This is a genomic window from Secundilactobacillus silagei JCM 19001 (genome assembly GCF_002217945.1).
Classification (GTDB): domain Bacteria; phylum Bacillota; class Bacilli; order Lactobacillales; family Lactobacillaceae; genus Secundilactobacillus; species Secundilactobacillus silagei.
In genome coordinates, this window is record NZ_BCMG01000004.1 from 130,875 (window position 1) to 145,524 (window position 14,650).

The window sequence follows — 14,650 nt, forward strand, 5'->3', positions numbered from 1 at the left end:
ATGTCATTTAACGAAATATGGGTGTCACGAAAGGAACCTAACCATGAAGGCAAACATCATGGCAACTTTTCCCCAGGTAAAGTTGCTGCAAAACGAACCTTTATCAAACTATACCAATACTAAAACGGGGGGTAAGGCGGACTACCTCGCTTTCCCAAAGAATTTAGATGAAATTCAAGAATTAATGCTTTACGCGCAAAAACAAGGCTTGCCCGTAACCGTGATCGGCAACGCCAGTAACTTGATCGTTAAGGATGGCGGTATTCGCGGCTTAGTTATGATCTTGACGGAGATGAACCAGATTACCGTTAAGGATAATGACATTACTGCTGAATCGGGTGCTTCGTTGATTGAAGTGACCAAGGTTGCGCAACGTGCCAGCTTGAGCGGCTTGGAATTTGCTGCTGGAATTCCGGGCAGTGTCGGCGGTGCGATCTTTATGAACGCCGGAGCTTACGGTGGAGAAATCAGTCTGGTGGCTGACTCAGTAACCGTTTTAACACCTGAAGCCCAGCTCAAAACCATTCCACGTACTGATCTGGATTTTGCTTATCGCCATAGCCGCGTTCAGGATGAAGGCGATATTGTGATCGCCGCGACCTTTAAATTGCAGACCGGTGATCCAGCTCAGATTCAAGCTAAAATGGATGAGCTAAACGCCCGTCGCGCAGCCAAACAGCCACTGGATTTACCTTCCTGTGGCAGCGTCTTTAAACGGCCCACGGGTTATTTTGCCGGTAAGCTGATTCACGATGCCGGCCTGCAAGGGTATCAGTCTGGTGGCGCCCAGGTCTCCATGAAGCACGCTGGGTTCATCGTGAACGTTGGCCATGCTACGGCGACGGACTATCTCGCTGTTATCGCCCACGTTCAGGCAACGGTTTTGACCCAGGCGGGCGTTCACTTGGAGACAGAAGTCCGCATTATTGGTGAAGATCCGGTTTCGAATTAACGAAAGGAGTTACCTAGTTGCTGATAGTTGAAGCAGTTATTTTATTAGTTGTCCTGGTTTTAATTTCAAATGTCATCAGCCACTACCTAACCTTTATTCCCGTTAGTTTGATTCAAATTGCTTTGGGGTTGGTCATCGCCCTGTTTTGGGAAATTAAAATTCCGCTGGATACCGATTGGTTCTTACTGCTATTTATTGCACCGTTGCTATTTAACGATGGCCGGCGGTTTCCTAAACGGGAACTGTGGCAGCTTCGGGGACCGATTTTTGCCAATTCCATTTGGCTGGTCTTTTTAACCACGATTGTGGGCGGCTATCTCATCTACCTGATGATTCCGCGATTATCACTGTCAGTCAGCTTTGCGCTGGCAGCAATCCTATCGCCCACTGATCCGGTGGCGGTGCAATCAATTTCCAAACGAGTAAAATTACCGGACCGGATTTTGCACCTGGTGAGCGGTGAAAGCTTGATCAACGATGCTTCAGGATTGATCGCTTTTAAATACGCCGTAGCCGCAACCGTGACGGGTGTTTTCTCATTTGGTAATGCGGTTGGCGATTTCTTCTACATTAGTATCGTGGGATTTTTAGCCGGTTTCGCTTTGATGTGGGTCATTGAATTCATGCGCGACTTTTTAAGGCGCCAAGGAATCAGCGATGTCGTATTTAACACGGTTTTACAGATCATGACGCCGTTTGTGGTCTACGTGATCACTGAAGAGTGGTTCCATGCTTCCGGGGTGATTGCGGTGGTTACAGCCGGTGCCGTTTCACACGCGCAGGAAAACCGCTTAGTTGAAGATTCTCCGGAACTAAAACTGGTCAGTGAAAAGACCTGGGATATCATTGTCTACCTCTTAAATGGGGTGGTGTTCTTGATCTTAGGTGATGAACTGCCCATTGCCACCACGACGATCATCCACAACGTTCATTTCAACACGTTTCAAGCGGTGGCCTATTCCTTTGGCGCGTGGGCGATTCTGCTGCTGATCCGGGTGATCTGGATCTACCTTTACCAAATGGTCAGCAAACCGCGCAAGCCGAGTTTCCGAGTGGCCTTGTTGGCCGGACTTTCCGGTGTTCGCGGTGCCGTCACTATGGCCGGGGTATTGTCATTGCCGGCCGTGATTACAACTGGTCAACCCTTCCCGCAGCGGTCGTTAGTCCTGTTTGTGGCGGCTGGTGTGATTATCATTAGTCTGGTGGCTGCCGTGGTCACGTTACCGCTGGTGGCGCCAGATAATCCGGTACCGCTGCAGACGCGAGCCAGCTTTAGTGATGAAGAGGATGAAGAGACTGAAACGGACGATCAAAGCGGCGGGCAGCCCCATTCAATGAGTGAAGCCGAAGCGCGGATCTACATTATGCGACTGGCAATCAACGCCATTGAGGAACATCGGCGAATTGAAAATCAGCGCGCCGCTTATGATCTGATCTTGGATTATCAATTTATTATTCGTAGACTAGAGCTGACCACCCGCGATGATGCGGAGCGACAGCAGGTGATGGCGGATGAAATTGCGCTGCGCCAAGTGGGGTTAAAGGGTGAACAGTCAGCGCTAGATCGTCTGTCTGCTCATCAGCAGATTTCGCCACAGGCTTACCGGGCGGCTAGTCGAGCAGTCGAACGGACACTACGCCGGGTCATGCATCCCAATAGTCATTTGAACGTGGTGGTTTTCAGAAGCTGGTCATCGACGTTTCACCGCACGCGGCAATGGATCAAGGCCGCCATTCACGGCTCGCAGGGAAAGTCCACTGATAATGAGTGGCAGCTGATCGACCGTGAGAGCGCTAAAGCTGCTATTAAGGCATTATCCAAATACCTGGCAAAAGATGAAGTCGATCCGCAATCCTTAGATAAGCAGGCGATTTATCATTTAGTGGTTTTTTACCGCAACCGAATTGAACGGGCACGTAAGCATCAGCAGGTGTCGCGTTCAGGTTATGCTAAGCAGCTCAATCAATTACGGGTGATTGCCCTGGGTGCAGAACGCACCGGGGTCCAGTCACTGCTTGAGTCAGGAAATGTGACTTGGCAGATGGCCGGTCGTCTACGGCAGTACATTAACTATTCAGAAAACGTGTTGATGATGGCCGTTAACGATGAATTAGATTAGTTGAAAAAATTTAAAAGGGACGTGAAAAGGGTCTCATTAGCAGTTTGCTTGCTAATGAGACCCCTTTAAATTTGAGATGATCATTTTTGCTGATCGTGTTGTTTTAAGCTGTCTTTAATTGATTTAACCCGGTTAATATCCTGTTCATTAGCCATTTGACTGTGATACGCCAAGTACACTAACCAGTAGGCAATGAGTTGGATCAGCGTCATTAAACCGACAAATACGAGCATGGTTGGTGTCCACATATGTAACAGACGATTGGTAATTAATTCAGGAGAAATAAAGAGGTAGACGGTGTGAATCCGCATAAACCGGCCCACGTAGATACCAACGGATGACAGAAAGGTTAAGAAGAGGACTAAAACCATCTGCAACCAGGAATTACCCTTTAAGTAGCGCTGGGTAATGGTATTGGCCACGTAGTTAAGACTCCAGAACCCCAGGATGACACAGAATAACACACTGATCAGTAAATAGGTAAAATAGATCCACACGTGTAAGTTAAGCTGTAATAGGCCGTCAACACCGTAGGGATTAAGCAGTGAAAGGTGGAAGAGGTCGGTTAATAGATAGGGTGCGTTAGGGTAAAAGACTAACCATAACAGGACCACTAACCAGAAGACGACGCCACTCTTGGGCCGTTCCGGGCTGAGGTGGAAACTGATTTCGATGGGTAAATAACCCAGAAAGGTATTTAAAATTAAAAATGTAAAAGGTTCATGTGCGAACTGCCACAGAAATAACAGCCACAGCACAACGAAAAGCCGGATTTGCCAGCGTGCGTGACCCGCCAAGAAATCATCTCCCCATTAAAAATACTACTACTCAAATAATAACAGATTCCTTGAGTAGTCGCATGAATTTTCAAGCGGTTTACAAAATTCTTGAAAATTGAGTTTACGGCGGGTTAGAAATATGTTGGTGACGCCCAAAAAATAGCGGTTGGCGTGCTATAATATTATCTGAATAGATTTTTGGAGGGAAATTTTAAATGAATCTTGATTGGAGTAGCTTTTTGACGTGGCATAACATCGTAAACCTCCTCGATATTCTCGTCGTCTGGTTTGTTTTTTACGAGCTGATTATGCTACTGCGAGGAACCAAAGCTGTTCAACTCTTACGTGGTATCATCGTGATCGTTGTGGTCAAGATCATTGCGGTCTACGTCGGGTTCGGGACGGTTTCGTGGCTAATGGACCAAGTGATCAATTGGGGTGTCATTGCCATGATCATTATTTTCCAACCAGAAATTCGGCGTGGGTTGGAACACCTTGGCCGAGGGTCAGTGTTTGTCCGTAATCGGCAGGTCAATGAAGCTGAGAAGCAAATGATTGCCGCTTTGGATAAGGCCATTCAGTATATGTCCAAACGCCGAATCGGTGCTTTGATGACGATTCAAATGGATACCGGGCTGGAAGACTATATCGAAACGGGAATTGAGTTGGACGCCAAGATTACCGGTGAGCTACTGATCAATATTTTTATTCCGAATACGCCGCTGCATGATGGTGCGGTGATCATTCGCAATAATAAGGTTGCGGTGGCCGCCGCTTACCTGCCGCTGTCCGACAGTAACCTGATTCCTAAAGAGTTAGGGACTAGGCACCGGGCGGCAGTTGGTATTTCTGAAGTGACGGATGCTTTGACAATCGTTATTTCTGAGGAAACTGGTGAAGTTTCAATTACCAAGAATAATGAATTACTGCGTAACATGGATCAAAATGATTATTTGAAATTCTTGAATAATGAATTGATCAAGGACCAGGAACCGGAACAACCGAGAAATCCACTGAATTGGCTAATTGATGAACTTAGCCAATTCTTTAAGGGAGGTAATCGGCAATGAAGAAAATTTTCAACAGTCGTTGGACTTACCGACTGATTTCTCTTTTCTTAGCGGTTTGCTTGTTCCTGTACGTGAATAGTTCCAAGAATACGACGAATCAGCAAATGAATAATACGAGTGGGACTAATTCCACGACGTTAACCGCCACAGAACACAAAACCGTTTCGGTTCAGCTCAGGTTGAACGTGGACTCCGATAAGTATTTCGTGACGGGGTATCCTGAAAAGGTTAAGGTTCGCTTGCGTGGCCCGGCGGCGTTAGTTACGGCTACTGCGAATACGCAGAACTTTCGGGTCTTTGCTAATTTAACCGATCTTAAGGCCGGTGAACATACGGTTAGGCTGAAACAGGACGGTTTGAACCGGGATATTAGTTACCAGATCGTGCCGGCCAGCATTAAGGTGAACATTCAGCCGCGGCAGACCGTTAGCTTTCCCGTGAGTGTCCAGTATGATAAATCACGGATTGCTAAAAACTACGTTGCCGGCAGCGCCACGAGTGACGTGACAAGCGTCAAAGCCACTGGTGCTGAAGGTGAGATCGACCGGATCAGTAAGGTGGTCGCGCAACTGAATTTGGCCCAGAATACCAAGAAGTCGATCAACGGTGAAGCAGTGATCGAAGCCCTTGATCGAAATGGCCAGACGGTGAACGTGATCTTGACGCCAGCAACGACGCAGGTCAACCTCCCGATTACGGCTAAGGGCCATTCCAAGAAAGTACCATTGAGTTTTAAGGCTAAAAACGCCAATAGTAATCAGGAATATAGTTTTAAGAGTCGTACCAAAACCATTCAGGTGTTTGGATCTGAGTCACAGCTGAAAGCCATTTCGGAATTTGACGCAGATGTAGATGTGAGTGATGTTAAAAATCAAAAAACAAAAACAATTAGTTTGGATGCTGGTAGCAATAAAGTCACGGGAACGGATCCCGCGAGTGTTACCGTAACGGTTGCAACTGAATCTAAATAAATAATTGGAAATGAGGAAAATTAAACATGAAGTATTTTGGAACTGATGGTGTACGTGGTATTGCAAATCAAGAATTAACCCCAGAACTCGCTTTTCGGCTTGGCCGAGCAGGCGGTTATGTACTGACCGAACACGCGACTGACCGTGAGCAGCCACAAGTATTAGTTGCGCGCGACACCCGAATCTCGGGCCAGATGTTGGAAGAAGCCATTGTGGCCGGACTATTATCAGTTGGGATCGAAGTTTTACGCTTAGGCGTCATTACAACACCAGCCGTTGCCTATTTGGTTCGTACTCAGGGTGCGGATGCCGGTGTTATGTTGACGGCTTCTCACAACCCGGTTGCAGATAACGGGATCAAGTTCTTCGGGGCTGATGGCTACAAGCTCTCTGATGATTTGGAAGATGAAATTGAAAAGTTGCTGGACCAAAAAGATACACTGCCAAGACCAGCTGCTAAGGGTCTAGGAACCGTTGAAGACTACCAGGAAGGCAGTCAAAAGTACATCCAGTTCTTGGAACAGACCATTGATGATGATCTGACTGGCATGCACATCGCGGTGGATTCCGCTGATGGTGCCACCAGCAACCTGGTTTCTCGATTATACGCTGATCTCGGTGCTGAATTTGACACGATTGCTACGACGCCTAATGGGTTAAACATTAACGATCAAGTTGGTTCGACCCATCCAGAGCAGCTGCAGAAATTTACGGTTGAAAAGGGTGCCTCAATTGGCTTGGCCTTTGACGGTGACGGCGACCGCTGCATCGCGGTTGATGAAAACGGCAACCTGATCAACGGTGATAAGATCATGTATATTTGTGGGAAATACATGTCAGAACACGGCCGGCTTAAAAAGGATACCATCGTGACCACCGTCATGAGTAACCTGGGCATGTATAAGGCCATGGAAGCTCACGGCTTAACCAGTGTTAAGACCAAGGTGGGTGACCGTTACGTGGTTGAAGAAATGCTGGCTAACGGCTATAACCTTGGCGGCGAGCAATCTGGTCACATCGTCTTCCTAGATTTCAATACCACTGGTGACGGGATGCTGACGAGTTTGCAGTTACTTCACATTATGAAGGAAACGGGCAAGAAGCTCTCCGAATTGGCTGCTGACGTGCAGGATTACCCACAACAGCTGATCAACGTTAAGGTTGCTGATAAGAAGGCAGCTCTCAATAATCCAGCAATCAAGGGGATTATTGATACCGTTGAAAAGGAAATGTCCGGTGACGGCCGCGTGTTAGTTCGCCCTAGTGGGACTGAACCGCTACTGCGGGTCATGGCAGAAGCACCAACGCAAGAAGCAGTGGATGGTTACGTTAACCGCATTGTGGAAGTTGTGAAAAAAGAAGTTGGCATTGAGTAATCTATGAAAATAAAAAACCGGTTTTCAAACAAATCCGTTTGAAAACCGGTTTTTTGGATTTCATGCGAGTTAAGGTTAGTTTTCAATCTATACCACTTTATACTTAAATATTGACATCTGGCTTAAAAGACTGTAGAGTATACACGTCAATAAATATATGGACTGATTTTATGTCTATACCAATTAAAATATTATGAAAATTAGAGGATGAAATCTTATGTGTGGAATTGTCGGTGTTACAGGCAGTGATAATGCAGTAAAAATCTTACTTGATGGTCTACAAAAGCTTGAATATCGTGGTTACGATTCAGCTGGTATTTATGTAAACGACCAAAATGGTCAGGATTACCTCGTGAAAGAAAAGGGTCGGATCGCTGACTTACGCCGTGAGGTTGGTCCCGATGTTCACGGGTCAACTGGTATTGGTCATACGCGTTGGGCAACTCATGGTGTGGTCAGTGTTGCTAACGCCCACCCACAAGTTTCACAAGATAACCGGTTCTACCTCGTTCACAACGGTGTGATCGATAACTTCCAAGAACTCAAGAGCGATTACCTGAGCGACGTGCCATTTACCAGCCAGACTGATACCGAAGTGATGGTTCAGTTGGTCGACAAGTTTGCGGTTAAAGACGGTTTGAACGCCCACGATGCCTTTATTAAGGCTTTAAGCTTACTAAAGGGTTCGTCATACGCCTTCTTACTGATGGATCGTGAAGACCCAGAGACGTTATACGTTGCTAAAAACAAGAGTCCCTTGCTGATCGGTGTCGGCGATGGGTTTAACGTCGTTTGTTCCGATGCTTTAGCCATGTTACGCGAGACCCACGATTTCCTTGAATTAATGGATGGCGAAGTTGTGACGATCAAACCAAACGAAGTTAAGATTGAAGATCAAAAGGGCAACCCAGTTGAACGGAAGACCTTCCACGTTGACATGGATGCCAGCGAAACCGATAAGGGGACTTACCCATTTTACATGCTCAAAGAAATCGATGAACAGCCTAATGTCATGCGTCGGCTGGCACAAGTTTATTTGTCTGAGACTGGCGAACCAGTGATCAGTGACAAATTACTGAACTCCATGAAACAAGCTGACCGCATCTACATCGTGGGTGCCGGTACCAGTTATCATGCCGGATTAGTGGGTAAGCGATTATTTGAAAACCTCACTCAAACACCAACGGAAGTGCATATTTCATCAGAGTTTGCTTACGAACAGCCGATTTTATCTAAAAAGCCGTTCTTTATCTTCCTATCACAAAGTGGTGAAACGGCTGATTCACGGGAAGTGCTAGTGAATGTGAACGCCGGTGGCTACGAGAGTCTGACCATCACGAACGTGCAAAATTCCACGCTGTCACGTGAAGCAACGTATACCCTGTTGCTGCATGCCGGTCCAGAAATTGCGGTGGCCTCAACTAAGGCTTATACCGCACAAATTGCTATCGAAGCCATTTTAGCCAAGGCTTTGGGCGAAGCTGATAACCAGATCGTGGCACAGCGCTTTGACGTGCGTCACCAGTTAGGATTAGTGGCAACGGGAATGCAGGCGCTGGTTGATGAGAAGAGCAAGATTGAAAAATTAGCCAAGGCCTCCTTCTTAAAGACGCCTAACGCCTTTTACATTGGTCGGGGCATCGACTGGAGCGTTTCTCTGGAAGCGGCCTTGAAGCTGAAGGAAATCTCATACGTTCAAGCAGAAGGGTTCGCATCCGGTGAATTAAAGCACGGAACCATTGCCTTGATTGAAAAGGGGACCCCGGTCATTGGAATCATTACCCAGGAAAAGACGGCTGGCTTGACCCGGTCAAACTTACAGGAAACCATGGCGCGCGGTGCGCAGATCCTGACGATCGTTTCCGAAAGTTTAGCTAAGCCTGGCGATACCTTGATTCTGCCAGACGTTGACCCGTTAATGTCACCACTGCTTAGCGTGGTACCAACTCAGCTGATTGCTTATTATACAAGTCTCAACAAGGGCTTGGATGTTGATAAGCCACGTAACTTAGCGAAGAGTGTTACGGTTGAATAAACGTTAAAATTAATGTCAAAACGCAGCTTGATCATCAGTCAAGCTGCGTTTTTGTGTTCTCTGATATTATTACAACGGCCGTTTCATTTCAAACAAATCATCCACCGTACCGTAAGTTGCACCAGCTAGCCGGGCCAGCGGGTCCAGGTGCTGGATATTAACGTGAAGGGACTGGGGGTCTAAAACATCATCCGCAAAGTAAAAGTCCGTGACTTCAAGGATGAACAGGTCGGTGATGATCTGATCGTTCTTGCCAGTGATCGGCACGTACTGGTATAAGGTGGTTTCAAACCTAACTTTGGGTGCAGCTAATGCCGGGACTGAAACCGTTCGACTAGGGGTAGTGGTTAATGAAGTTAGCGCCAGTTCACTTTGGTCAGCAGGTAAGCTGGCAGCCGTTTTATTCATGTCGGCGGCTAAGGGTTGGCCGACCAGGTGAACGACGGCTTCTTGGTTAGTCAAAAGATTAGTTGCGGTATCTTTTGGCTGCTGCTGTTTACGGCCAATCGACAGACTAAGCAGGGGCAGCTCACTAGCCAGTGCTGAAAAGAAGCTGAACGGTGCTATGTTGAGAATTTGATTTGGCTGAGGTCCTAGCGTAGTGATCCAGGCAATTGGCCGGGGAACGATACTGCCGGACAGCAGTTTATAGCATTTAGCGGGTGTCAGTGATTCACGCGTATAGTGATACATTAGAAACCTCCCATGAAGAATTTTTCTACATTATAGCGCATTAGACTATGGACTGGCCTCAGTAAATATCAAGCACATCCGTGGACGTTACCGGCATAGCGTGATACAATCTCGCAGTAGGGAAAGAGGAGAGACACATGAAATTCACAAAAAAACGCAGTCAAAATAAGCAAGCAGAGGAAAAACGGGACGCAACCTGGAAAAAGTTTAAAGCCCAGCAGAATGAATTAGCGGCTAACAAACGCGGTGACCGGCGCCATAGCGGCCGTAAAGTTAATTATTAAGCTAATTCAGTCATTTTTCTTGCAATATTGGTCTAGATGACTTATTATTGGACTATACCAACAAAAGGAGTGGCGATCATGTCAGAATCTATTGAAGCAAAAATGAATGTGATTATCGTTAAGAATCGTGCTGAAGGCGGCAAAAAGGGTTTCGAAGTTTTCGAAAATGCCTACCGGAATGGCGCTCAGGTTTTCGGTTTAGCAACTGGGAGTACACCAGTAACGACGTATGAGGAATTAACTCAGAGTGACCTTGATTTCAGTCAAATGACATCGGTTAACTTGGACGAATACGTTGGTTTAGCCCCCGATCATCCACAGAGCTACCATTACTTCATGCAACAGCACCTGTTTGACCAGAAGCCGTTTGCCCATTCATACGTTCCAGATGGCTTGAATAGCGATGCGGCAGCTGAAATGAAGCGTTATGATCAAATAATTGCTGACAACCCGATTGATCTGCAGATCTTAGGTTTAGGTCAAAATGGCCACATTGGGTTTAACGAACCTGGCACTGATCCGGCACTTGGCACCCATAAAGTGGCTTTAACCGAATCAACGATCAAAGCTAACTCACGTTTCTTTGACAATGAAGATGAAGTGCCACGTTACGCTTACTCAATGGGCATTGCATCGATCTTAAAGAGCAAGCACATCCTGTTGGAAGCCTATGGCCCTGAAAAGGCAGCTGCCGTTAAGGCAATGATCGAAGGTCCAGTTACCACGGATGTTCCTGCCAGTTTCTTACAACGTCATGATCAAGTAACGATTATTATTGATGAAGCGGCGGCAAGTCAATTAAGCGAAAAATACTAATTTAACTTTAGAGAGAATTGAATCAAGCATGAGAGAGAAGGACGGCGAGATGTCGGTCTTCTTTTTTTATATAGCCACAATCTCTAGTAGTTTAATAATGGAGTTCAGCTCAACCCTGAGTTTTGCCGGTTCAGCTTAACCGATAGCCTTGATAGCGCTTGTGTTCACATCTTATTCCCATTATAATAGGACTAAATTGTTGGATGTGAGGGGGACGTACACATGCGAAAACAATGGCTAGTGGGATTGCTCACTGTTGGTCTCGTCGTATGCGGACTAACTGGTGCGGGGCACACCAAGGTCGAAGCAAGTGCGACAACGGATCAATTTATTAGTAGGATGTCTTCGCCGGTAAAGAAAGTGGCAACTAAGTACAAGCTGTACCCGTCTGTGATGATGGCTCAAGCAGCGTTGGAAAGTGGTTGGGGAACGAGTCAGCTTTCTACCAGTGCTAATAATTATTTCGGGATTAAGGGTGCTTATAATGGGGCTTCAGTGACCATGAATACCGCAGAATATAACGCTGATGGGCAGCTTTATTATACGGATGCAGCCTTTAAGAAATATCCCAGCGTGACGGCTTCAATGACGGATAATGCGGAGCTGTTACGCAATGGCACGGCCTGGGATCCGAATTATTATTCGGGGACTTGGCGGGAAAACGCGCCGACCTATACGGCTGCCGCGGATGCTTTGAACGGAACTTACGCGACGGCACCGAATTACGGGGCGTCACTGATTAATTTAATTCAAACCTATAATTTTAATGCTTTGGACAATTCAAGCGCATCAACAAAGGGGAGCAGCAGCGCTTCGGCTCAGGCCAGCGCTTCAGCTAAGGTCGATTACTATTATGGCGCCGATAGCCAAACGGCAGCATTAGGGTCGAACTATAAGCATTACAGTATTTATGATCACGTTAAGGGCAGCAAGCATGCGGCAACTAAGTTTAGCTGGTCTAAAGTGGGCGGCTGGCAAGCCCGGCCCGTTTGGATCGATGCTCGCGGTTATAAAACCAGCACTAAAACGAACTGGTATCGCGTTCGGTTTAGTAAGCAAACGACCTCCAAGAAATACTGGCTTTACTCAAAAGCACTGCGTTTCCCCAAAACAACGTATACTGCCTACAAAAAAAGTGCTAATTTAGTCGATGGCAGTTACCCGGTTTATGATCACGTGTTTAATTCAGCGTACATTGCCGAACAGCTGACAACAACTAAGGCGTTAGCTAACCATTCAGTAGCAATTGACAAAAAAGCGATCCACATTCAAAACGGGATGACCACTACTTGGTACCGGATCCACGGGGGTTCGACGAGTGGCTGGGTCACTTCACTAGCCGTGAAAAAATAACTTAATCGTTTGTTTAAAGGCCTTGAAACCACTTTTGGTGAGGGGCTTTTTTTTAAAGATTAAGATTTCAATTTGTTATTAAAAATTAACTTGTGAATTCTTCAGGAACCAGTATAATGTTTTACGGTTTAGTATTTTAGATGGGAGATTTAGTGAGATGAAGTTCTGGAAAAAACTGACGATCGTGCTAGTATCTGCACTTGGACTTAGTGCATTGACCACGGGAACTGTGCGGGCAGATACCCATACTGATTTTATCGATCAGATGAGCCAGCCGGTATTAAAAGTAAGCCGCCAGAATCATCTGTATGGCTCGGTGATGATGGCTCAGGCCGCACTTGAGAGTAATTGGGGAACCAGTCAGCTATCAGCTGAGGCGCACAATTACTTTGGTGTCAAAGGCAACTATGATGGCCATTCGGTCACCATGTCGACTTCGGAAGCCAATGCCAGCGGCTCGATGTATAATACGTTAGCCCAGTTTAAAGCCTATCCTTCTGCTCAGGCTTCATTGAAGGATTATGCGAAGGTTTTACGTGGCGGAACGACCTGGAACCCATTTCTGTATGAAGGCGCTTGGCGGGAAAATGCCAGTTCGTACATGGCAGCGACTAACATTGTTGCCGAAAACTATGCGACTGATAAGAATTACGCTGACAAACTGAATCGAATCATCCTGGAATACGATCTGCATGACCGGTTTGACCGTTCAACTGCGAATAGTACGGATGCGGATACCAGTACGCGATTGACACCCGGCGTGGATTATGCGAGTTACGACGGAACGGCAACCGTTAAGCCTGGCACGATCAAGTTTTACAATAGTGTGCCAACGGCGTCTGATAAGGCGAAGGTCATTCGCACTAAGCAGCTGGCCAATAAAAAGGTCAAAGTCATGTCGCGTGGCATCGTCACTAAGGATCAGACAATCTGGTATCAGGTCAAAAGCGGTTCGATCACTGGCTGGATTCAAATTACCGATATTTTAGGTTTAAAGAATAGCTAATAATAACCGAACAAGACAGCGGTCAGGTTCTCTGATATAATGACGTGCATGGCGGCAGAAACCGAAAATAGATGTTAGGAAGAATTTAAAAAATGGCAACTGATTATAAAATTATGGTGCAAAACGTCACCAAAGAATATGATTTATTTAAAACACAATCGGAAAAATTGCGGGCTTTCTTTGCGCTGAACCGGAAGCCAGTACCGCATTTTTGGTCACTCATGGGGATCTCACTTAAGATCATGCCTGGCGAAACGTTAGGTTTAATCGGGGTCAACGGCTCTGGTAAATCAACCTTGTCCAACATTATTTCTGGTATTATTCCCCAAACTACCGGTTATGTGGATGTTCGTGGGGATACGTCAATTATTGCGATTGGTGCGGGCTTACGGGGTAATCTAACCGGCCTTGAAAACATTCGCTTAAAGGCGCTGATGCAAGGTTTAACCAATGAGGAAATTGATGGTCTGATGGATGATATCGTCAGCTTTGCTGATATTGGCGATTTCTTGTATCAGCCCGTTAAGAGTTATTCCAGTGGTATGAAATCTCGGTTGGGGTTCTCCATTGCGGTTCACGTTAACCCAGACATTTTGATCATTGATGAAGCCTTATCAGTTGGTGATGATACTTTTTATCAAAAATGTGTGGACAAAATTGCTGAATTTAAAACTGAAGGCAAGACCATTATCTTTGTCAGTCACTCTTTAAAACAAATTGAGATGCTCTGTGACCGGGTCGCTTGGATTCACTACGGTAACCTTAAAGAACTTGGCGATACCGAAACGGTGGTTAAAGATTACCGCGCGTTCGTCAAGTGGTTTAAAGATCTCACTAAGAAAGAAAAGAAGCAGTTCCAGCTCAAGATGAAAGAAGCACAAAAGGCGTTCGATATTGATGCCTACCAAGCTTCGGTTGTCGAAGACCGCAAGCAGCAAAATCCGGCTGAACAAAACGTGGCGGCCAAAGTGAAAAAGGAATTTTATGGGTCGGTCATCAGTGAAAAAATGTCTTTAGGCAGTCGATTGTTAACCTTATTAGTCCTGCTGTTGCTGGCTTTGACGTGTTGGACTAATGTGTCTGGACATTCATTGTCAGAAGTGGTTTCGAATCCGTCATCACTGGTTCATATCACGAGCCACGTTGATCATACCGGGAGTTTACGTAAATAAATGAGTTTTTAATTAAAAAATGT

The 14,650-nt window shown here is 46.2% G+C and carries 13 protein-coding genes; 11 read left to right on the forward strand and 2 right to left on the reverse strand.

The window, feature by feature from the left end; translation table 11 throughout:
- Nucleotides 1-43: 43 nt before the first annotated feature.
- Both murB and CES79_RS04970 read left to right on the forward strand, forming a co-directional pair.
- Nucleotides 44-952, forward strand: coding sequence for a UDP-N-acetylmuramate dehydrogenase (murB, locus tag CES79_RS04965; protein ID WP_089136497.1), 909 nt, complete (start codon nucleotides 44-46; stop codon nucleotides 950-952).
- Nucleotides 953-969: 17 nt separating this feature from the next.
- A complete protein-coding gene (locus CES79_RS04970) occupies nucleotides 970-3,072 on the forward strand; it encodes a cation:proton antiporter (RefSeq protein WP_054654123.1) in 2,103 nt (700 codons plus the stop codon).
- A gap of 80 nt (nucleotides 3,073-3,152) precedes the next feature.
- On the opposite strand, the gene CES79_RS04975 is transcribed toward CES79_RS04970, so the two are convergent.
- Nucleotides 3,153-3,869 (reverse strand): DUF1361 domain-containing protein, encoded by a 717-nt coding sequence (locus tag CES79_RS04975; RefSeq protein WP_089136498.1) that lies wholly within the window; start codon nucleotides 3,867-3,869, stop codon nucleotides 3,153-3,155.
- A gap of 197 nt (nucleotides 3,870-4,066) precedes the next feature.
- On the opposite strand from CES79_RS04975, the gene cdaA reads away from it, so the two are divergent.
- The 4 genes from cdaA (at nucleotide 4,067) to glmS (ending at nucleotide 9,303) form a co-directional block, all read left to right on the forward strand.
- On the forward strand, nucleotides 4,067-4,921 hold the full coding sequence (gene cdaA, locus CES79_RS04980) for a diadenylate cyclase CdaA (RefSeq protein ID WP_089136499.1): 855 nt from the start codon (nucleotides 4,067-4,069) through the stop codon (nucleotides 4,919-4,921).
- Nucleotides 4,918-5,892, forward strand: a complete 975-nt coding sequence (locus tag CES79_RS04985) for a CdaR family protein (protein ID WP_054654122.1) — start codon at nucleotides 4,918-4,920, stop codon at nucleotides 5,890-5,892. Before cdaA ends, CES79_RS04985 begins: the two co-directional genes overlap by 4 nt.
- A gap of 26 nt (nucleotides 5,893-5,918) precedes the next feature.
- A complete protein-coding gene (gene glmM / locus CES79_RS04990) occupies nucleotides 5,919-7,268 on the forward strand; it encodes a phosphoglucosamine mutase (protein WP_089136500.1) in 1,350 nt (449 codons plus the stop codon).
- A gap of 217 nt (nucleotides 7,269-7,485) precedes the next feature.
- A complete protein-coding gene (gene glmS, locus CES79_RS04995) occupies nucleotides 7,486-9,303 on the forward strand; it encodes a glutamine--fructose-6-phosphate transaminase (isomerizing) (protein ID WP_089136501.1) in 1,818 nt (605 codons plus the stop codon).
- A gap of 69 nt (nucleotides 9,304-9,372) precedes the next feature.
- Here glmS and CES79_RS05000 read toward each other — a convergent pair whose 3' ends face one another.
- Entirely contained in the window at nucleotides 9,373-9,996 is a 624-nt protein-coding gene (locus CES79_RS05000) for a flavin reductase family protein (RefSeq protein ID WP_054654121.1), read from the reverse strand.
- Nucleotides 9,997-10,133: 137 nt separating this feature from the next.
- Here CES79_RS05000 and CES79_RS13010 point away from each other — a divergent pair, with 137 nt between their 5' ends.
- From CES79_RS13010 to CES79_RS05025, 5 genes are all read left to right on the forward strand, one after another.
- On the forward strand, nucleotides 10,134-10,280 hold the full coding sequence (locus CES79_RS13010; RefSeq protein ID WP_089136502.1) for a hypothetical protein: 147 nt from the start codon (nucleotides 10,134-10,136) through the stop codon (nucleotides 10,278-10,280).
- A 102-nt stretch (nucleotides 10,281-10,382) separates the two neighbouring features.
- Nucleotides 10,383-11,096, forward strand: a complete 714-nt coding sequence (locus CES79_RS05010) for a glucosamine-6-phosphate deaminase (RefSeq protein WP_054654195.1) — start codon at nucleotides 10,383-10,385, stop codon at nucleotides 11,094-11,096.
- A 222-nt stretch (nucleotides 11,097-11,318) separates the two neighbouring features.
- The gene (locus tag CES79_RS05015) at nucleotides 11,319-12,449 is read left to right on the forward strand and encodes a glycoside hydrolase family 73 protein (protein ID WP_089136503.1); all 1,131 of its coding nucleotides are present in this window, start codon (nucleotides 11,319-11,321) and stop codon (nucleotides 12,447-12,449) included.
- 157 nt (nucleotides 12,450-12,606) lie between these two features.
- Complete coding sequence (locus CES79_RS05020; protein ID WP_089136504.1) at nucleotides 12,607-13,455, forward strand: glucosaminidase domain-containing protein; 849 nt, start codon at nucleotides 12,607-12,609, stop codon at nucleotides 13,453-13,455.
- A gap of 92 nt (nucleotides 13,456-13,547) precedes the next feature.
- A complete protein-coding gene (locus CES79_RS05025; RefSeq protein ID WP_089136505.1) occupies nucleotides 13,548-14,627 on the forward strand; it encodes an ABC transporter ATP-binding protein in 1,080 nt (359 codons plus the stop codon).
- The last annotated feature ends 23 nt before the right edge of the window (nucleotides 14,628-14,650 follow it).

Bases quoted from the DNA above. Each gene is read 5' to 3' on its own strand.
- glmS (WP_089136501.1), top strand. From the start codon at position 7,486: ATGTGTGGAATTGTCGGTGTTACAGGCAGTGATAATGCAGTAAAAATC.
- glmM (WP_089136500.1), top strand. From the start codon at position 5,919: ATGAAGTATTTTGGAACTGATGGTGTACGTGGTATTGCAAATCAAGAA.
- CES79_RS05015 (WP_089136503.1), top strand. From the start codon at position 11,319: ATGCGAAAACAATGGCTAGTGGGATTGCTCACTGTTGGTCTCGTCGTA.
- CES79_RS04985 (WP_054654122.1), top strand. From the start codon at position 4,918: ATGAAGAAAATTTTCAACAGTCGTTGGACTTACCGACTGATTTCTCTT.
- murB (WP_089136497.1), top strand. From the start codon at position 44: ATGAAGGCAAACATCATGGCAACTTTTCCCCAGGTAAAGTTGCTGCAA.
- CES79_RS05000 (WP_054654121.1), bottom strand. From the start codon at position 9,996: ATGTATCACTATACGCGTGAATCACTGACACCCGCTAAATGCTATAAA.
- CES79_RS13010 (WP_089136502.1), top strand. From the start codon at position 10,134: ATGAAATTCACAAAAAAACGCAGTCAAAATAAGCAAGCAGAGGAAAAA.
- CES79_RS05020 (WP_089136504.1), top strand. From the start codon at position 12,607: ATGAAGTTCTGGAAAAAACTGACGATCGTGCTAGTATCTGCACTTGGA.
- cdaA (WP_089136499.1), top strand. From the start codon at position 4,067: ATGAATCTTGATTGGAGTAGCTTTTTGACGTGGCATAACATCGTAAAC.
- CES79_RS05010 (WP_054654195.1), top strand. From the start codon at position 10,383: ATGAATGTGATTATCGTTAAGAATCGTGCTGAAGGCGGCAAAAAGGGT.
- CES79_RS05025 (WP_089136505.1), top strand. From the start codon at position 13,548: ATGGCAACTGATTATAAAATTATGGTGCAAAACGTCACCAAAGAATAT.